Source organism: Sphingobacterium sp. Lzh-3 (assembly GCF_046764375.1).
Taxonomy (GTDB): Bacteria; Bacteroidota; Bacteroidia; order Sphingobacteriales; family Sphingobacteriaceae; genus Sphingobacterium.
Window position 1 is genome coordinate 2,890,086 of record NZ_CP177226.1, and the last position, 19,251, is coordinate 2,909,336.

The window sequence follows — 19,251 nt, forward strand, 5'->3', positions numbered from 1 at the left end:
ACTATGATTTTCTTACTTCTCCTGTAAAAAAATAAACCGAGATAGCTCTTTTTTGTTCCGACTAATTTGTATCTTAATAAACTGTATAGCCATCCGCAATCTCATGTTTTAAGGCCTTAAATTGGGGTATTAACTTGTTGGTCACATTGGCTTCGAAACTTTGTCAAAGGAATATTGCTGCAGTTTTTAAAAATAGGGGGAAAATACGAAATGAAAAAAATTATCGTCATTGCTGTCTACAGTGTTGTGTTGTTTATGTCGTGTAACAATAGGGATGAAGATAGGGGAAGTGATGAGGTTGCTGAAGTATCTCAAAGCGGAATAGCCTCAGTCGTAAAATCATACTTTCTCTATCATGAAATAAGAAATGTAGACTATGCTATCTATATCAATGACGTATTGGCAGGACAATCTCATGAAAATGATGGTATTCCGGGGCCCTATAAGCTGAACCAGTATATAACTTCATCAGGAAAGCAAATTGTGAAAATGATCATATCTGCCAACAGTCGAGAAAGAGAGATCACCCCAGAAATTTTGGGAGAAATCAGTAAGAACACAGGCATCTATTTGCTTTTAAATAAAGATTTCGAGAATATTAAGGAGCTCAAAAAACTGCAATTTCCGCACATCGAAAAGCCTGTTCCTTCCTATGAATGTATATGGGAATTTGAAACGGAATAGGATAATTTTTCCCTAGGCTTGCATTACTAGTTGATTGATCAGCCGGAAGTTATCATCGTCAAAACATACTATTTTGACTTCCGTAAGTGTTGTATCCGCCATCAGAAACTGCGTAATGACGCGGATGGATAGTTGAGCAGCTAGTTCTTTTGGGAATCTGTAAATCCCCGTACTGATATTGGGAAAGGCGATCGAATGGCAACCATTCTCTACAGCTAATTTGAGTGCATTATAATAACAGCTTTCTAATTTTTCAATTTCGTGATTTTTCCCTCCATTCCACACAGGGCCAACTGTATGAATTACATATTTAGCGGCTAGCTTGCCTGCAGTTGTAATGACGGCTTCACCGACCTTGCAGCCTCCTTGTTTAGCAACAATGTTACGGCATCCTTCCAGAATTTCCGGCCCACCGGCGCGATGAATAGCGCCATCTACACCTCCACCTCCAAGTAACGACGTGTTGGCAGCATTTACAATAACATCGACTGCAATTTTTGTTATATCGCCCTTTACTACGGTTATTTTATCGGTATTATGTGACATAAGATTAATCTTAATTCAAAGATATGAAAAATAAAATAGCAGGTCTAATCAGTGTATTAGGGGGATAGCCATTGAAGTTAATGTCTCAGCTAAAAAAATAAAAAAATATTGTGTAGTTAAATAGCTACACTTATATTTGTAGTCAAATAACTACATAACAAGGAGCGGTCGGTAAAAGACCTCGCATATTTTAGGAAATAAGAATAAGACCAAGTGTTGAATATAGAAGCGGTGACTATTAACGTGAAGTAATTAACAGTATAATAATTAAATCATAGCATTATGAAAAGAAATAGGATAATTTATTGGATAGCAACCGTATGGTTAGCTGTAGGATTATTGTCAACTGCTATCATACAGATTTTTAAAATTCAAACGGAAGGAGCAGGTGGGATACAAAATGTTACTCATTTGGGATATCCTAGTTATATACTTCCTTTACTTGGGATCTGGAAGCTTTTAGCCGTGGTTGCCTTGCTTTGGCCCAAAAGGCCTCTCTGGAAAGAATGGGCATATGCGGGTATTTTCTTTACCGCTACTGGTGCTTTGTGTTCACATATTGCATCGGGAGATTCTTTCGCTTTAATGGCTCCAGCACTATTATATATTATTCTAATTGCTACTTCTTGGTATTTCAGACCAGCCGATAGGAAATTTGATTTGAAATCGTGTTGAAAACTGTGATGAATTTAATGAGTTAACCGAAAATATACACTGTATTATGGATTCATCAGGAACAGTAAGTATTTAATGCTTTAACCTTTACTCTTCAGATGAAATATGGTGATTTCCGGTAGTATCCCAACTCGGCTTGGATAATCCAGATAACCGAATCCAACATTTACGTACAATGCCTGATGCTTTTCACGGTATAGGCCGGCCCATTCACGGTAAGCATATTTCACTGGGCTCCACTGATAATTCGGGTTGTTATAGCCGAATTGTCCCCCATGTGTGTGTCCACTGAAAGTGACGTCGATTGTGGGATATTTGGGTATGATCTCCGCGCGCCAATGGGAGGGATCGTGTGAAAGCATAAAGTTGATGGGCGAAGATTTATCTACTTTAGACATGGCCAAATCGATATTCCCATAATTTTTGGGATTATTTGTTCCCCAATTTTCGACGCCTATAATGGTAATCTTTTCGTTATTCAGTATCAGTTCTTTCGATTCATTGAGAAGTAGTTGCCAGCCTAGTTGTTGATGAATGGATTTGAGATTTGAAAGATTTTGTTCCCTGGTCAAGTTCATTTGATCAAAGAAATGATATCTGTTAAAATGATAATCTCCATAATCGTGGTTTCCAAGTATAGAGAATGTGCCTAATGGGGCCTTCACTTTATCAAATATGGATAAATAGTCCTCCATTTCGGTAGCAAAATCATTGATTAGATCCCCTGTAAAAAAGATGATGTCAGGCTTCTGCGCTAACAAGAGGTCGATCCCTTTTTTTACAGCAGTTGAATTAAATAGACTACCTGCATGTATATCGGAAATTTGCGCTATAGTAATTCCTTCAAATGATTTCGGTAACTTAGGTAAGATTAAATCGAGGTGGTTGACCTGATATTTATACAAATTGAAGGCAAATCCACGTGTAAGTGCAAGGATGGGAACACTGGCTAGCAGAAGACCGCTTTTGACAATAAAATCTGATCTTTTTATAGGCGGTAAATTTCCAGCCTGTTTCGGCGAAGATTTAGTTTTTTTAAAATGTCTGTTAATTATTTTGAACGTATATACAATAGTATCAATACCGATAAAGAAAAGACAGATTATCTTACCAAAAAGCGCCGAAAGCGGAAAAAATACGAAACAGGCAGATTCAAAACTAGTCCATTTAAAAAATAAATTAAGAAATATGCACAGATAGGAAAGTATACTGACAGACCACCAGACTATGTTTAGTAGCTTTGGATTGGATTTCCAAATTGACAATGTCCGAATTCTTAAGAAGATTAAAAGATCTAAAAAAATGAATAGCATTAAAATTTTTAGATAAGCATAGAACTGTTGGAGCATATTCGAAGTTTAACTAATTTGGACCAGGCACCTCTGGAATAAATAATTGGATTACAAAACCTAAAATAGGTGTTTTTTTCCGTAATCATAATTTCATTGTTAAATTATTTTCATAGTAAAGACTATTACGCTTTGGAGCCTATAACCTCTTCTTGTTTTGTGTCATATTATTGACGAATGTGGTGTCACAGATGTAGGGTAGAAGTTTTAAATTTGTCCCTATTTGCAACGGATTGTACGCTATTAAAGAAATTTTAAATCATGGGAAAACGAAAAGAAAATTCGGCAAATAGGATTAATGAACAGTATATTATTGAATGTGATTTAGCCTACGCTGTATGTAAAATCGGCGGCCGATGGAAGCTGCTGATACTTGCTAAATTGCAGCATGGAAAGTTGCGGTTTAGTGAAATTAAACAATTGATTACAGGGATTACCGATCGCATGCTCACCTTGCAGCTCAAAGAATTGGAAAAGCAAGGACTTGTTAAAAGGATTGCTTATGCAGAAGTGCCCCCCCGAGTGGAATATCGATTGACTGAGATTGCGGCAGAACTTATCCCTATTTGGTGTCAGTTGGAAAAATGGGGCGCCAAGCATAAAATGATAACGTAACGGCAACGTTGTTTCCTGTAATTTTTTTATCAATACCTAGATTAAAAAAGATTATTATGGGCGCAATGGAAATTTACACTATGATTGTCTCTTAAAGATTTTTATTTCAGAAAATCGACCTTGTTTTAGATCCCAGGTATATTCGAAGGCAATGGAATAGCCTAAAGATCTAATTTTCCACACCTGGCCTTTTTCATGGCCAACTATATAGTGTAAGAACCCTGACATTGCATTTTTTCCAATTTCGTCAATATCTTGATTAAAAGGGATAATGCCATTTGAAAATGAAAATAGCTGCTGTGCAGCTTCGTCGGGTTGAAGTATATTACTTTTTAATGTTTGTTCTACCATTAAATTTTCATCAGAAGATAGTTTTAGTTCCTGCCAATTTGCACCTAAATCGTTTCCCTTCCCAGTTTCTTTAAGTATTTCATGTTGAACTTTAATGAAACGAGACTGATTTTTTAGGTAAAAAACCGATAATCGCTTATCAATAGTATCTTGCCATTCTTGAGGACTGACTTCCTGTATACCTGTTGATGAATAGCTGTTCCAGCGTATTTCGTCCATTTCTTGGTAGAGTTTCTCTAATTCATTGGCTGACTTCTGAATTACGAACGGGAACTGAAGTCGTAAATATTCCGCTTTATTGGGCAGCGTATATTCCGAATGATCGATAACCATAGTTTGTAGATTCAGGTTAAACCTAAGCATATAAAGCCTATTTACTAACCAAATTTGCCAAATATCCTCTTTTAATTGTTTAGCGAACACTTGATTTCCAAAGGTATAAGCTATTGTAGCTTCGTTTGTTCCTGTATTCGATTGCTGATAAATCACAGGTTGAATAATTCCACTGATAAGTCTGGCTATTTCAAGCGGACGATAACATTGCAATAATGTCACAGTTGTGAATTGTGGATTTTCAAGCATTTTTGACAATTCTTCGGAAGGATTTCCATCAAACCTAATTGCGTTAAGGACAGCTGGGGGCGGCTGTATCTTTTGAAAATACTTTTTGCGCAGTTGTGTTAAACTACTGTGCGCTCTATGGGCATAATCAAAAATTGGATCGAACAATGCAAATTGTTGTTCAGTCGTTAGCGTGGAATCCGATAACTTACTTTCTATTTCACTAATAAATTTAAAAAATTCCTTTTGAGTCTTTTGCTTCTGACCCTTTAGTTCGCGGTCAATAATCTGAGAACTACAAGTGACCGCCATCAATAAGAAAAGAACTGTTGACAGCGTTATTTTTAAAGATATCATGTGTTGATAGTTTTTATCTTAATGTTAGTCTGCAAAGATCGCTTTTTTATTTAACATGCATACCATATATATGTTTATGATTACTTAAAGTTCGCTATGATAATGAATGTAAATTAATTTATTTAAAACGATTTTAGGTTGTATGCTGTTTGGTTTCTAGAGCGATTTGGACAGCGTAATTTAGCCCCATTCGTATCAGGTCAGTAAAAAAGTTATGCTATTATGGACAATAAAAATAAGGAACAAATGACAACAGCATATTTGCAAATTGTGTTAAAAGCGAATTCTTCCAGTAGAGGAGAATTGGGGAGTACTTATAATAAATTCAAAGATTTATTTTCGGAACAAATAAAGGGAGCTAAAACACAAGAGTTACTCATCAGCGATGAGGACATACAGCTCTTATATGGTTTTGATACCTTTGAACATGCAGAAGCCTTTTTGTCAACAGAATTATATAATAATATCATCCTTCCCGCATTAAAACCATTAATGAGCAATAATCCTGAGATCAAAATATACAATGGGGCTTAAAGAAGATTTAACTTTCATCGAATAGACACACATAATCCATATTTTAATATTGGATGAAAATAGAGTTTCCCAAATTATTAGTATACGAGGTCGCGAAACATATTAGTTGATAAAAACAGAATTGCTGTTGGTGAAAGTGTACCTGTAGGATTATTGCAACTGGCCTTTTCACATGGAGGCAGCAGCTTAAGTTTTGTTCGCTTATATGTAAATTGCTCATCGGCACAGGAGTGTAACTACCGAGAAAGTCGAACTTCGATCAGGTATTAAAACGGAGGGTGCCCAGGCTATTCATTCATGATGGCCATTCGAAACGTTAAATGAGCTATTAAAGCTAGATAGATCGTCCCACATATTTAGGACAGCCCTTTTGAGAATCGAATATTCGATATAGTATAGGGAGGGCAAAATAAATAAACTTGTTAATGGAAGGGTTGTCCATGTTAATCTCTGTCCAAGAATTTAGGCTTTGGACAACCCCTTAACTTTATTATGCCTCTCTTTTCAAATCAAAAGAGACATATTTTTCGTAATCAACTAAAGATCTCACCGGAGTTGTTACACGCTGTAAATGCTCCATATACATTTTTGCCACGTTCTTCCATACCGTTTGTTCTCCATAGCTGCGTGCTTTGAAACGATGCCATGCGAGTAAACGATGCGATCTACACAATAGATTGATGTTGTCACGCATGCTTTCTATGTCATTAAAAGGGGTAAGGATGCCGCGTTCATCTTTTAATAAATCTTTGGCATGCCAGTAAGGTGTGGAGATAACTGCAGCGCCGGCACCAACAGCAAAAGATAAGGTGCCACTACTAATCTGCTGTTCGTGAGGGTATGGAGATAGATAAATGTCACATGCGGTCAAATACTCCTTTAGTTCATCATCCGTTAAGAATTTATCAATAAAAACCACTTTATCGTCTAAACCGAGTTGATTAACCAAATTTTGCAATTCGTAACGGTAAGATTCACCTTCATGAGCAAGCACATTGGGATGTGTTTTTCCAACGATCAAATATTTGAATCCTGGGAGATCAATACCCGACAAGGATTTGATGGCGTATTCCAGACCTTTGCTTCTTCCGATTAGACCAAAGGTCATCATCACAAAGTTCTCCTGCAGGTTCAATCTGTATTTGGCCAATCCCTGATTATAGTCAAATTGTGGCACGCCATGTGGTATAACCTTAATCTTATCAGCATGCGCCGAATTGAATTGCTCCTTTAACAATTCTACTCCTTTTGGCGATAGACTCACAACAACCTGAGACTTTTCTAAAAGTAACTCGATAATTTCTCGCTGCTGTAAGGATGGGGTTTGCAGAATAGTATGAAATACGGTTAACAATGGTACATTAAGGTTGTTGGCGATTTGCGTGATGAAAATGCCGTCAACACCACCAAATATTCCAAATTCATGTTGAATAATACAATAGTCGTATTCCTCATTAATGATACGGGCGGCTTGATGATAGCTGTCAAGTTGGTCCTTAAAGATGATAAAACGCACAGATTCGTCAAAATCCTCTAAACCCAGTTTAGATAAAGCGATTATGTCTATTTGGACATGAGGATCAAGCTCCATGCCTTGTTTGAGATCTTTGGTAAAAGTTGCCAACCCACATTCTTGAGGCGGACAAGTGCTAATGATTGCTATTTTTTTCATATAACTTAACCCTCCTTTATTGTATTTTGTGCTTCTTTAACTGGAAGGTCCAAAATAGCCATGAGCAATAAATAATAGCCTTTCTCTAGGTTTAATTTTTTCGCTTTTTCATTAATATTTTCCATATCCGTACGCTATTTGAGTGTAAATTCTTTTGATCTAAGTGAATCAAAATTTATACCTAAAGATTGTTTATCATGCTTTAACCGTAGTTTTTGAATAGAAATAGCGTAAGATTTTATGGAATTTCCAAAAAATACAGATCAGTTACGTATTTATAGCGTAGCAGAGTTAGAATTATGCTCTTATCATTTAAATAATTCTATAAATCAGATGCAAATTTTAGAAATACCGTTTTGTTGATACAAGTTTCTTTACGAATTCAACTTTTTATACATTTGATCAGCTATAATGTTAACTTACACTGCTGTTCGTGGAAACGATTGGTATCGTGTACAGCGCTGGACCATGGTCTGAATTAAATTTTGAGATATATTAGTAATATGATAAACATCAGAAAGGTTAAACCAGAGGACAATTTAATATTAGCAACGATTATACGGGGTGTTTTTGAAGAGTTGAAGGCTCCGCGCTTGGGAACAGTTTATTCCGACCCTACTACCGATAAGCTTTTTGAGCTATTTCAAGAAGTGAAATCTTGTTTGTGGGTCGCTGAGGTTGATGGGGAAATCGTAGGTTGTTGCGGTATTTTTCCGACTGTTGGACTTCCTAACGGTTGTATTGAACTCGTAAAATTCTATTTGTCAGCTAAAGCAAGGGGCAAAGGTATCGGCCGGGAATTAATGGATAGATCAATAAATTCAGCCAAGGAACTCGGTTATTCCAGCATATACCTAGAGAGCTTACCGGCTTTTAGCGATGCAATTAATATGTATAAAAAACAAGGATTTGAGACACTCCCCGCACCAATGGGTGAATCGGGACATCCCGGTTGTGATGTCTGGATGGTGAAAGACTTAACATAAGGAGACATTTTTTAATTTATTACCATGTTAAAATCTAATAAATAAATTTATCTGAACACTTCTCAAACAATTGCAATACTCCTTTGGTTGTTTATGTAAGTTAGAAAGACAATTTCATGAAAATAGCCACCTATAATATTAATGGTATCAATGCACGTCTTCCCGTGCTGTTACGTTGGTTAGCAGAAGAATCACCTGACGTCGTTTGTCTTCAGGAGTTGAAATCTCCGCAGGAACGTTTTCCATTGAAAGAAATTACTGACATCGGATATCATGCGGTTTGGCATGGTCAGAAAAGTTGGAATGGGGTTGCGGTACTTTCCAAATACGACATCGAAGAAGTCTCTAGAGCTCTTCCAGGGGATTCCGAAGATGTACAAAGCCGTTATTTGGAGGTTGTGATCCAGCAAGTCGTGATTTGCTGTCTTTATCTGCCCAATGGCAACCCATTTCCAGGGCCCAAATTTGACTATAAATTGAAGTGGATCGAGCGCTTAGCAAAGCGGGCCAAAACGTTGCTTAGTATGGATGTTCCAGCGATACTCATTGGGGATTTTAACATTATTCCAACAGAAATGGATACGTATAAACCTGAAAAATATGTCAATGATGCATTGTTTAGGAAGGAGGTGAAGGAGGCTTTCAGTCAACTTCTTGAAGAGGGCTGGCAGGATTCTATTCGTCAGCTTTTTCCGGATCAGCAGGTTTATACGTTCTGGGATTACTTTCGGCAGGCTTACAATCGAAATGCTGGTTTACGAATTGACCATATCTTATTGAGCCCTTCAATTCAGGATCGTTTAATTGAAGGCGGAATTGATCGCGATGTGCGTGGATGGGAGAAGAGTAGCGATCATGCGCCTACGTGGATTCGATTACGAAATATCAGCAAGAATGGCTAAGAAGATAAATACCAGTGCTGGATTGTTATTGTATAAATTTCAGGCGTCAGAAATATATTTTTTCTTAGTACATCCTGGAGGACCCTATTTTACTAAAAAAGATGAAGGCTCGTGGACAATCCCTAAAGGGGAAATCGATTTGAATGAAGATGAACTTGATGCGGCCAAAAGAGAGTTTATTGAAGAGACAGGCTATCTTCCGCGTGGAAATTTTATTGCGCTAAATGCTATTCAACAAAAAGGAGGCAAAATAGTTAAGTGCTGGGCAATTGAAGGAGACATAGATCCTGCTAGACTTGTAAGCAATACCTTTGACATGGAATGGCCGCCGAAATCGGGGAAAATGCAAACGTACCCTGAAATAGATCGTGGCGATTGGTTTACATTTACGGAAGCCAGGAAGAAAATAAACGAACGACAGATTTCTTTTCTGGAGCAAGTTATTGCACATGGAAAATGATCGTTTATTTCAACATAAGTTTATTGTGCAAGCACTACCTAGCGGATTTCATTGCTTTAACTTTTGTTGTGTTATCATCCGATACCAATTGTTGGTATATAACTGTTTCCATTCCGTATAAGGCGACCTTGCCTTCACTATTGCTATGAATCCCATACCCATATGTCTTTGTAAGAGGGGAGGCGCGCAGGCAAGCTTGTCCTCTAGAGAAAAAAACTGTTCTAGCTTCGGGATACTCATCTGGCGTTAGGTCCCTTCTTTCCGCATAGACTTGGAAAATAATGTCGTCAGATGTATACTGATAAGGCGCTGCAGCGATTAATTCATATTGTCTTTCAGCTATGGTTTTATGGCGTTTTGATGGTGGAATAGTACCCTTAACTACTTTGGTATCTGTAGCAGCTTCAATTAAAGTATTGAAGTAATTTGTCGAATGGGTTTTCATAATTTTTATTTTTCTTTAATCAAAAAGCATGTAATGATAGAAACAAAAATAATAGAATATCTTGCGATCTGATAGCGGATCGCAAGATATCTTATGAATTACTGATTATTGTTGCTGTTCTCCTACAGTGCTGCTTTTATAGCGGCTAGGCAATCGGACTGATATTTCATGATATTATCTTTATCCGAAGCGGAGATTTTTCCTTCAACAAGATTTTTTTCAATCTCATTTTTAATATCCAATATCGATTTTTCTTTGTCCAATGCTTTTTCTGCTGATTCTGCATTAATACGGTCTACCCAGGTTTTGCCTAGCTTTGTATAAAGCTCTTTAGCCTTATCATTGGAGAGTACTGGGGCAGTCACTGAAGCAATTGCTGCATTGGCCGCAGCTTTATCTGAATAAACGACTGCTTCCGCATCTTTTGTTGCAGCATCTTCAGAGGTTTTCATGGCCTCTTCATTGGCGTCAGCTGCTTTTTCCTCCGCATTTTCCATGTGCTCGGTTGCTTTTTCTTGTGGTGTTTGATTGTTACATGAAACTAGAATTGCTGCAGTCGCTAATGAAGCGAGTAATGTTTTGTTTGAAATCATAATATTATTTATTTAGTGACAATGTTTAAATGACAAGATTTACTGATGAATAGTTTTACTAACTAAAGACTAACATCCTATCTTTGCGTAAATATTACGGAAAATGTGGTTTATACTTGTTTTGTTGTAATCGGTTCATTATGAGTTTTGTGGCGTTTTGCTTCAGGACTTCTCAATCTATTAGCCAGTAATATAAAACCGTATAAAATTTCGCCGATAGCTTATATTCTTTCGAATTCTTTCTTTGACGTTATTTATACTTTAATTGAGTAATATCCAAGATAATCCAAACAAAGCCGTAAAAAGTATTGTTGATTAAATACAGACTGCTTGTCCGGTCATGAAGAAAGTTTTAAAGCTAGGCACCTTTCCAACCTAGCTTTTTTATTTTTCACCGAAATAGCCAATTAATAGGCTTTAATACCAGCCATCCGGATTACTCAGATTCTGAATAATTATTGGACAATCGTTTGATCCACTTTTCGTAGTTATTTTTTTCTATATTAGCCTTAGATATGACATGTTTGAAGAGGGGTGCTAGATTTCATTATGCGTGGCAAATTATCTCTTTCGAGAATTTCCTATTATTAGTAAGTTAAAAGATTAAAAACTAGCAAAATATGCGTCAACTGGAGTGCCACGAAGAAGAAATCCACCTATGCGGTAAAATCCAATATTTCGGTTTCCTTTGTATTTTTAATGAGAGTGGGTGTGTTGCCGCAAGTGAAAACCTATCTGCATTGCTCGATATTTCTATGAAAGAAATCTTGGGGAGATCGATCGAGCAGCTATTGCCTTTGATATCGTCCGAACCGGAGTTGAATCTCAAAGAAATAGAAAAACAGATCACAGGGGAAATATTTACCCGTTTTGTAGAACGCATTCGTATCAAAAATGTAGATTATTATCTGAGCATTTACCGGTATGATGAGAAAACATATCTTGAAGTTGAGATCTGTAGTGAGAATCATCTAAAAGCAACCCGTTTATTTTATTATGCAAAATACCTGGAAGAGCAACACGGAAATGCTTGGCAATCATTGACTGTGTTGATTCGCCAGATTATTGGTTTTGATCGTGTCATGGTATACCGTTTCGAAGAGGACAATAGCGGACAGGTAATTGCAGAGTCCATCGCAGATGGGATGGCCTCATTGATGGGCTACCGTTATCCAGAATTTGATATTCCGGCACAAGCACGCGCGCTATATGTTAAATTCCCTGCACGCCATGTAGCAGATATTGAGGCACCAACTATTGCTATACAGGGCCTGGAGGCAAGTGAAGTAGACCTGACTCGTTGTAGCCTCAGAGCATTGTCTCCCGTACATTTACAGTATCTTAAGAATGCAGGTGCACGTGCCAGTGCCAGTTTTTCCATCGTTATCGAGGGAAGACTCTGGGGGCTGGTGGCCTGCCAGAATAGTCTAGCTTTGAATGTGGACCTTGCCCAACGCCACTTATGCGCCTTCTTAACGCAGTATGCTATAAATTATTACCTTTCAGAATATCAAAGGGAAAATCTTGTCGCGCAGACTATTATGGGCGTTATGGAACGTGACCTGAAGTCTGAATTATTGGTAAACAGTGATATCGGAATCGTGCTTGAACGCTTCGCTCCGCAAATCCTGGCAATAGTGGAGGCAGACGGATTGGTGATCAAACATGACCGTGGTTCCAAAACTTGGGGTGTAGTACCGACAGAATCAGAGCAACGACAGATTGATCTGCATATAGAAAAACAGGGCGGGAGTGATTTATTTTTTACATCAAATTTTGTTCCTGACAGGACCGACCCAGTACAATCGCTCATATTTCCCGGTATTTTACGGATAAATATTCTTCCCAGCAATAAATGGTACATCTATTTATTCCGCAAGGAGCACGTATATGAAGATGTGTGGGCGGGGAAACCCGAAAAAATATATCATTACGATTCCGAAAGGGAAATAGAGTTTCCGTCACCCAGGACATCATTTGAAGCTTGGCGTCAAACGATGAAAGGCAAGTCTATTAAATGGAAAAAAACGGAGCTTTCCTTCATTGAAAAAGTTGCACAAATAACCCAACAGGCTATTGCGCAACGGGGCGGGGAGATTGCTCAGCTCAATAAGGAGCTCGTAAGATCAAACAATGCCTTAGATACGTTTGGCTATACATTGACTCACGATCTTAAAAACCCTCTTTCTTCCATAAAGCTTGCGGCACAGATGATGTTGATGAAAGATGATCTTCCGAAAGAGATGTTGCGAAAAATGGCAACGAATATCATCGATGCGACTGGACTGATAACAGAAATGATGGATAAGGTTTATCAACTCACACAGTCTAATTATGTAGCATTCAAAACAGAACTGATCGATCCGCGAAACAAAATTCTTAATATTCTCGAAAGCTGCAAGCAGCAGTTTGACAGTACAAGGTTGGAATTTGTCTTAGGGGAGACCTTGCCCATTCTCGGGGAAAGAACACTGTTATATCAGCTGTTTTTAAATCTGATCGGCAACGCGATAAAATACAGCAGTAAAAAAGATCAACCAAGGGTGGAAGTTTATAGTGAAAAACACGGCCATTCAGTTTACTATTATATTAAAGACAATGGCATTGGGATGGATATTCAGGATGACAGTAATATATTTGACATTTTTAAACGGCTGTCAAATTCGCAGGGCTTTGAAGGATCGGGGATTGGCCTTTCCATCGTCAAACGGATAGCGGATCGTCTTGATGCCGAGGTTACAGTAGAAAGCGATCTCGGCGTGGGTACAACGTTCTGTGTTAAATTTAGAGGTTGATAGATAATGATCCAATTTACAAATCCATTATGGTATCCAAACCACGTTTTACCTCTTTAGAGCTCCCCATTTTAGCTAGCGTATGCTCGCCTTTATCTATTGCATTCAGGATGTTCTTCTTGGCAATAAATGGACTGGTAAAGTCAATTAAAATATCAAAATCAATATCCTCATTTGCATTTTCTATTGTATCAAATGGAGGAATTCGATACGTTTTTATATTTAGAATCTCAGCGAGATTTTCTCCCGCATAGGTGCGTGAAAGGCCGCCAACCAACCGACCCGGCCTGTCGCTCCTGCAAAAAGCAACTTTTTCATCATTTTTTTTAACTATTAATCACTATAAATAACATGTTTTTGATTTCGATATCAGCTAAATGAGTTAAAACTCCTTTATTTTACACAAACAAGAAGGATCTTTAAATTGTTGTTATACGTAAAGTGTTTTCAAGTTTAAACTATTTGTCCATGATTATGCCCGAAAAACAACTTCTACAAATGCTTATCCGAGTTCAGGATGAGCTATGCATTACGATTTCCATCAATACCCATCGCACACATCCTGATAACCTAAGCGATCGAATAAAGATCAAAAATCTTATCAGAGAAGCGATTGATAGACTAACGGATAAGTATGATACGAGGGCAGTTGCTGGCCTTATCCGACAATTGGAAAGGATAGCGCAAGAACTCGATATTAATTATAATCTCGAAAGTCTGCATATCTTTGTTTCAGATACGGTAGCAGAAGTTTTCAAGTCTTCATGGGAGACAAACCAAGAGGGTGTCCATATTAGCAATACATTTGCTGTGCGCCCCTTGGTTAAGGAGATTGGCCGTCAAGCCAGTTATCTTGTGATGTTGCTTTCGCAAAGCGGTGTTCATCTTTTTCGTGCCTTGAATGGGCGCATTGTTGAGGATATCAGTAGTGAAGAGTTTCCTATTGCCGAAAATCAATTTTACAATACATTTCCCGATAAAAGTAGTGATGCTAAACATCTTGATGACCTTTTAAGGGAATATCTTAATCGGGTAGACAAAGCTCTCCTGCGTTATATTGGGAACTCAAAGAGTGTAACACTCGTGTTTTGCACAGAGAATAATTATAGTAAGCTCTTACAGGTTGCGGATAGACCGTCTATCTATTATGGATACTTGCCTATAGATTACAATAACATTGAAACACATCAGTTAGAGAGCCGTGCCTGGAATTTTATGAAACAGGAACTGGTACGAAAAAATGAAGACTACTTTAAAGAACTGGAAGCAGCTGTGGGCAAGGGTTTAGTGATCACTGATCTGCAAGAGATTTATCGTGCATGTCAGGATGGTCGTGGGGATCTCCTAATTGTTCAAGAAAATTTCCATCAGGCTGTAAAGATTCTTTCAGATCGCGATATTGAAATTGTAGACAATAATGTTGGACTGGACACGATTGACGACATCAGCAGCCTATTGGCGCTATTGGTGGATGAAAAGGGTGGACAAACGGTGTATGTTTCACAAATACCGAATATAGAGCTTCAGCCAATTGCGCTTAAGATTAGGTATTAAAATGCAACTTAACGATGTTTGCTGAATAACCATCGCTGGAGCGTATCCGTTAACAGAAACGGAATAACAATATTATTGTGCTGTAAATTTTCAAACGTTGTGAATTTGAGTTTGTGATTCCCTCGCAATTTTTCGTACAAAACTACGCTGCCATAATAGGGATTTTCGGTGTCTTTTTCGCCATGAATCAGCCAAATGTTTTTATTGCCGAGTGCGTTGAGATTAGATAGATCGGGTACGGCAGCGATGGAAATCATTGCTGCGAATTTATCTGGAGACAGGCTCATCAAGTTCTGCGCTGTTGACGCGCCCATTGAATAGCCTATGAGATAAATTCTATCGCTATCAATATTGCCATATTCGTTTTCAATTGATTCTATCAATGCTAGAATCTGTTGTGCGTCTGTTGAAGGCTTCGCAGTAAGTATTCCATCTCTATTAAATTCATAATCGGATGAACGCTTTTTAAATTGAGGAACAACAACGAAACAATTGAACCTAGCATAAATCTCCTCTCTAACCCAGGTTCTTGCCAAATGCTCTAATTGGTTTTCATTGTCATTTCCTATTCGTGATGAGTTATGAAAGGTAATTACAATAGGATATTTTCTTTTTGAATGGAAATCTTTTGGCAATAGAAATCGATACGGTATGGTGGTGATCTCATTTTTGAATATCCTCTTTTCATATCGATTCGTAGATAATTGGCTTAATGTATTTCTAGTTTCCACATATGTTGCACTATCAATTGATCTATTATCATATTCGTGTTTTTGTGCAAAACAAAAATTGCAAGTAAGTATGCTCAACAGAATACCAATTTGCCTACTAAAGCTTGAGCCTTTTTGTTGCATAAGATCTTAAAGAGATATTGATTAGCTTTTTAAGTAAAATCTAATTTAGATAGCGTAATCCTATTGTATTGATTATTGTATTAAGTCCCTGTTTAGTGATGATAAATAAGGTCGCAATAATGATAACTCTAAGGACAAGTTCGATCTTATTATAATGGTAAACAGAAAAATACTGATAGAAAAATATGATAGTATATAAAAAGATAAGAATTACGAATAGTAGGTTTACCGTTAATATTGTGGAAGAGTCGTCAGTTAAAATCAACGTAAAAGTGATGAAAAATCTTAAAGAAACAACAGCTGCCAAAAGAAAGATATTGAGTACTAAATTTTCGGTATAATTTTGTCCACTTTTTTTAAATATCAGGTAACTCATCAGTGCATTAAAGGGGATGACGATAAATGTAACGAATTTCGAATAATCCTTAATGACTTTAGACAATCCTGAAACACTCTCCTGGTTGAGTACATTCTGTAGATCCACCTTTGTGAATTTTGAGAGAAAATAGTTGATGGTAAGTACGATAATTACGGTTGCGAAATAGTTGAAGTGCTTCGCTCTTCTACCTTCTATGTATTCCCTAACACTATGGCCTGGCCGCGTAAACAGTTCCTTCATCGTATATAGAAACCCATTGTCGAAATGGAATATTCCATGAATAAAATCGTGGATAAAAAAATGTTTTAAGGAATATCTGTGAGTGGCGGCTGTTTGTCCGCAATTGCTGCAAAAATTAGCTTCGATTGCACGATCGCAATTAAGACATCTATTATTCATTATCGGGTTAATTGTTTTTGCAAAGATATATTTATTATCGAAAAATCAACAAACTGCAAGACTCAATTTTCATCGTACTGAATTGCAATTTCAACGAAAAACAATACATCGAAAACCATTTCTACGCTGAACATAGTAGAGTAGTATTTATATTTGACTAGTAAATCAGTAATGGAATTTACAACGAATGAAAGTAGGGGGGAGATCAGTTCTAATTATAGAGAACGGGGATGCTGACTAATTTTTATGGAAAATAGATTTCAGTCGCATCATTTAGATGAACGATCCATCAGGATATTCTTTACCTGAAAAAAGTATACCTATTTTATAAAGTAATCGATCTATTCGATTATGCAGGAGCCTCTTGATTTTCCAAAAATCGGAGGTTTTGTTTTTAGTTACCTGCGTTAAGTTAATCATATAAATAATAAGGCCAACCCTAAGGAACTGGCCTTATTGTTTACAATGTTCAATTCAACCGGGGGCTAATCATTCGTGTGGTCCTCTGTGGCAAATGAAAACTTAACTGATTTTTGTGGATAAGCCTCCATACTCTTGCGGCTTGTATTTTTGATAATGGTTTTGATACTAACGCGATCTCCCAATTTATAGTAAGTTTCTACGGTCTGATAATCCAGTAGGTAGGGGCCACAAAAGTAGTTCCCATTATCATCTTTTTCGATGATTCCCTGATAAAGCCCTGTTCTTGTCTCTTTTGGCATGTTAATTTAATTTGAAAAACAAAGGTAGCAAGAGTATTTGGTGAAATGATATTAAAGATGAAATTAGAAATGGTTGTAACGAATTAACTTTTTTATACTAAAATTTAGAAATATATGTAAAACCTTCGGATAGTTGACATCTATTGATCTTTATCTATCAAGGAATGAAGGGCTTGCTCCTTGGATGACGGCGTCTAGAATATCTTTAGCAAAATAACTTCATAAGGTCGTCTTATGATATTAAAAGAAGACCTCTATGGGATCGATTGATCTCATAGTGGTCCGTGGTTTTTGTGATTATAGACGGTCGCTTATTTGCTTTTTACACAACGTATACCGACTTGGTTATTTTGATGTATATCTACGATTGAAACACCTGTCGCTGTTAATACCAGTGCAGGTTTAGAGTTCCCTTGAACTGTCGCACTCGCCCAATAGACACCTAGGGCGCCAGTAGGGATATTGTTGCTTCCTGATGATGAGCGAACAAAAGCATTGTCAGGCAGGAACATATAATTATCTTTATTGGTGGTTGGCACGACGGATGTTCCTAGAAACCAGCCTGTCTGTCCATTGTAGCTACCTCTAGCGGTACCCATATTAATCAATGACTGATATTCCGTTTGCGTAGCTGTTCGCCATCCGGTGCCTAAAGCACCTTCACAATATGTTGCCGATCCGTTTCCTCCATAAACGCTTCCTTTTATGTATTGCGCGGATGCGATTGTGATGGGTGAAGTGCCAGTCAAATTGGCTGAACTCCAGTAGTAATTGGAGGTAGGTACATCGATTGCACCTTTAGGTACTAAGCGAAGTTTTAAAGTGTATTTTACCCCTTTTTGTAAGCTTAGATTCGATAAATCTATTGTTCCAGAACGTACGCCATTTTGTGTGGAGTTTAGGGACACTGTTCCAAAATTAACTTTACCGGTCGTCGTTCCTTCGGTAAGAATAAGTGCCGCATTACTTGTCCATAGAACACCTGTACCACTAAATACGACGTTACGAGCTACCGACGAGCCACCTTGGGTGAACAGACCATCGGTCAATTTAACAGAAGCTGTACCATAATTAGGAGAGATTGTACTACTGGTCATGGATGTGATATTGCCAACCACATTGGCAGATGTACTTTCTAAAGTGGCCTGTACTTGTGTAAATAGGTGACTCAAGATAACGTCAACAGATAGTGTTTGGTTAGCAATTACGGTGACGGGTAATTTTTTCCATAAGAGGTCTGTATCTGCGCCAGTCACATTAAAGGTAATGTTCGCTAGTGCCTGATTAAAGTTAATTGAAGGGAACACCTGGCCATTTGCCACTGCGATAGCAACAAAAGTATAAGGACCTGCAGGAAGCGAGAGATTCCAATTTGTACCACTGGTCGAATATGTTAAAATTCCTGTATCTTTGACATAATTTCCTGCTGCATTATAAACCGCAATGGCATATTTGGCACCTGCACCTAACGAAACAGGTGTTGTTGCCATTTTAAGTCCTGTTGACGCACGTAATGCGTTCGATGAAATAGCGGCCTCTGGTGCCAAGGTAGCTAATACCGAAAGTTCATTATTAAATGGAACAATGGATTCCTGAATGTTTGAAAGTACGCTATTTAAACTTTTGCTGGTTGATAATTTTAATTGAGGGTCAGTATTTTCATCGGAGAAAGAGACTCCACCCATTTTCACGCTAACATTGCCATCTGTCTCAACAGCTGTGTTACTTTCATTTTTGCTACATGATGTGAAAAGTATAACAAGGAAGCTGAGCAATTGAATAAATTGATTTTTCATTTTTCTTCTTTTTGGTTAATTG

The 19,251-nt window shown here is 37.6% G+C and carries 20 protein-coding genes; 9 read left to right on the plus strand and 11 right to left on the minus strand.

Annotated features, from left to right (window positions below):
* Positions 1-210 precede the first annotated feature (210 nt).
* A complete protein-coding gene (locus ACLCDV_RS11890) occupies positions 211-684 on the plus strand; it encodes a hypothetical protein (RefSeq protein WP_317666974.1) in 474 nt (157 codons plus the stop codon).
* 12 nt (positions 685-696) lie between these two features.
* Here ACLCDV_RS11890 and ACLCDV_RS11895 read toward each other — a convergent pair whose 3' ends face one another.
* Positions 697-1,230: an O-acetyl-ADP-ribose deacetylase gene (locus ACLCDV_RS11895; protein WP_333577223.1), complete on the minus strand. Its 534-nt coding sequence runs from the start codon at positions 1,228-1,230 to the stop codon at positions 697-699.
* Between the two features lie 282 nt (positions 1,231-1,512).
* Between ACLCDV_RS11895 and ACLCDV_RS11900 the strand changes: the two genes are divergently transcribed.
* Complete coding sequence (locus ACLCDV_RS11900) at positions 1,513-1,905, plus strand: DoxX family protein (protein ID WP_317666972.1); 393 nt, start codon at positions 1,513-1,515, stop codon at positions 1,903-1,905.
* A gap of 80 nt (positions 1,906-1,985) precedes the next feature.
* On the opposite strand, the gene ACLCDV_RS11905 is transcribed toward ACLCDV_RS11900, so the two are convergent.
* Positions 1,986-3,170 carry a metallophosphoesterase gene (locus ACLCDV_RS11905; RefSeq protein ID WP_333577222.1) on the minus strand — a complete coding sequence of 395 codons (1,185 nt, stop codon included), beginning with the start codon at positions 3,168-3,170 and terminating at the stop codon, positions 1,986-1,988.
* Positions 3,171-3,515: 345 nt separating this feature from the next.
* On the opposite strand from ACLCDV_RS11905, the gene ACLCDV_RS11910 reads away from it, so the two are divergent.
* A complete protein-coding gene (locus ACLCDV_RS11910; protein WP_333577221.1) occupies positions 3,516-3,869 on the plus strand; it encodes a helix-turn-helix domain-containing protein in 354 nt (117 codons plus the stop codon).
* Between the two features lie 78 nt (positions 3,870-3,947).
* Here the strand turns inward: ACLCDV_RS11910 and ACLCDV_RS11915 are convergent, their stop codons facing one another.
* Positions 3,948-5,138 carry a hypothetical protein gene (locus ACLCDV_RS11915; RefSeq protein WP_333577220.1) on the minus strand — a complete coding sequence of 397 codons (1,191 nt, stop codon included), beginning with the start codon at positions 5,136-5,138 and terminating at the stop codon, positions 3,948-3,950.
* A gap of 222 nt (positions 5,139-5,360) precedes the next feature.
* On the opposite strand from ACLCDV_RS11915, the gene ACLCDV_RS11920 reads away from it, so the two are divergent.
* A complete protein-coding gene (locus ACLCDV_RS11920; protein WP_411973814.1) occupies positions 5,361-5,672 on the plus strand; it encodes a hypothetical protein in 312 nt (103 codons plus the stop codon).
* A gap of 490 nt (positions 5,673-6,162) precedes the next feature.
* On the opposite strand, the gene ACLCDV_RS11925 is transcribed toward ACLCDV_RS11920, so the two are convergent.
* Positions 6,163-7,344 (minus strand): glycosyltransferase, encoded by a 1,182-nt coding sequence (locus tag ACLCDV_RS11925; protein WP_317666968.1) that lies wholly within the window; start codon positions 7,342-7,344, stop codon positions 6,163-6,165.
* 503 nt (positions 7,345-7,847) lie between these two features.
* On the opposite strand from ACLCDV_RS11925, the gene ACLCDV_RS11930 reads away from it, so the two are divergent.
* The 3 genes from ACLCDV_RS11930 to ACLCDV_RS11940 all read left to right on the plus strand — a co-directional run bounded on the left by ACLCDV_RS11930 (position 7,848) and on the right by ACLCDV_RS11940 (position 9,692).
* The gene (locus ACLCDV_RS11930; protein WP_333577218.1) at positions 7,848-8,330 is read left to right on the plus strand and encodes a GNAT family N-acetyltransferase; all 483 of its coding nucleotides are present in this window, start codon (positions 7,848-7,850) and stop codon (positions 8,328-8,330) included.
* Positions 8,331-8,446: 116 nt separating this feature from the next.
* The gene (gene xth, locus ACLCDV_RS11935; protein WP_317666966.1) at positions 8,447-9,232 is read left to right on the plus strand and encodes an exodeoxyribonuclease III; all 786 of its coding nucleotides are present in this window, start codon (positions 8,447-8,449) and stop codon (positions 9,230-9,232) included.
* Positions 9,225-9,692: an NUDIX domain-containing protein gene (locus ACLCDV_RS11940; protein ID WP_333577217.1), complete on the plus strand. Its 468-nt coding sequence runs from the start codon at positions 9,225-9,227 to the stop codon at positions 9,690-9,692. The genes xth and ACLCDV_RS11940 overlap by 8 nt, the downstream gene beginning before the upstream one ends.
* A 34-nt stretch (positions 9,693-9,726) precedes the next feature.
* On the opposite strand, the gene ACLCDV_RS11945 is transcribed toward ACLCDV_RS11940, so the two are convergent.
* Complete coding sequence (locus ACLCDV_RS11945; protein WP_317666964.1) at positions 9,727-10,137, minus strand: DUF6157 family protein; 411 nt, start codon at positions 10,135-10,137, stop codon at positions 9,727-9,729.
* A 122-nt stretch (positions 10,138-10,259) separates the two neighbouring features.
* Complete coding sequence (locus tag ACLCDV_RS11950) at positions 10,260-10,730, minus strand: hypothetical protein (protein WP_075992526.1); 471 nt, start codon at positions 10,728-10,730, stop codon at positions 10,260-10,262.
* Between the two features lie 620 nt (positions 10,731-11,350).
* Here ACLCDV_RS11950 and ACLCDV_RS11955 point away from each other — a divergent pair.
* The gene (locus ACLCDV_RS11955) at positions 11,351-13,525 is read left to right on the plus strand and encodes an ATP-binding protein (protein ID WP_333577216.1); all 2,175 of its coding nucleotides are present in this window, start codon (positions 11,351-11,353) and stop codon (positions 13,523-13,525) included.
* Positions 13,526-13,541: 16 nt separating this feature from the next.
* Here ACLCDV_RS11955 and ACLCDV_RS11960 read toward each other — a convergent pair whose 3' ends face one another.
* A complete protein-coding gene (locus ACLCDV_RS11960) occupies positions 13,542-13,802 on the minus strand; it encodes a hypothetical protein (protein WP_333577215.1) in 261 nt (86 codons plus the stop codon).
* 191 nt (positions 13,803-13,993) lie between these two features.
* Here ACLCDV_RS11960 and ACLCDV_RS11965 point away from each other — a divergent pair, with 191 nt between their 5' ends.
* Positions 13,994-15,079: a hypothetical protein gene (locus ACLCDV_RS11965; RefSeq protein WP_411973815.1), complete on the plus strand. Its 1,086-nt coding sequence runs from the start codon at positions 13,994-13,996 to the stop codon at positions 15,077-15,079.
* An 8-nt stretch (positions 15,080-15,087) separates the two neighbouring features.
* Here the strand turns inward: ACLCDV_RS11965 and ACLCDV_RS11970 are convergent, their stop codons facing one another.
* The 4 genes from ACLCDV_RS11970 to ACLCDV_RS11985 form a co-directional block, all read right to left on the minus strand.
* Entirely contained in the window at positions 15,088-15,933 is an 846-nt protein-coding gene (locus ACLCDV_RS11970; protein ID WP_411973816.1) for an alpha/beta hydrolase-fold protein, read from the minus strand.
* 40 nt (positions 15,934-15,973) lie between these two features.
* Positions 15,974-16,711 carry a DUF3667 domain-containing protein gene (locus ACLCDV_RS11975; protein WP_317666958.1) on the minus strand — a complete coding sequence of 246 codons (738 nt, stop codon included), beginning with the start codon at positions 16,709-16,711 and terminating at the stop codon, positions 15,974-15,976.
* 485 nt (positions 16,712-17,196) lie between these two features.
* Entirely contained in the window at positions 17,197-17,433 is a 237-nt protein-coding gene (locus ACLCDV_RS11980; protein ID WP_333577212.1) for a hypothetical protein, read from the minus strand.
* A gap of 311 nt (positions 17,434-17,744) precedes the next feature.
* Positions 17,745-19,229, minus strand: coding sequence for a hypothetical protein (locus ACLCDV_RS11985; protein ID WP_411973817.1), 1,485 nt, complete (start codon positions 19,227-19,229; stop codon positions 17,745-17,747).
* Between the last annotated feature and the right edge of the window lie 22 nt (positions 19,230-19,251).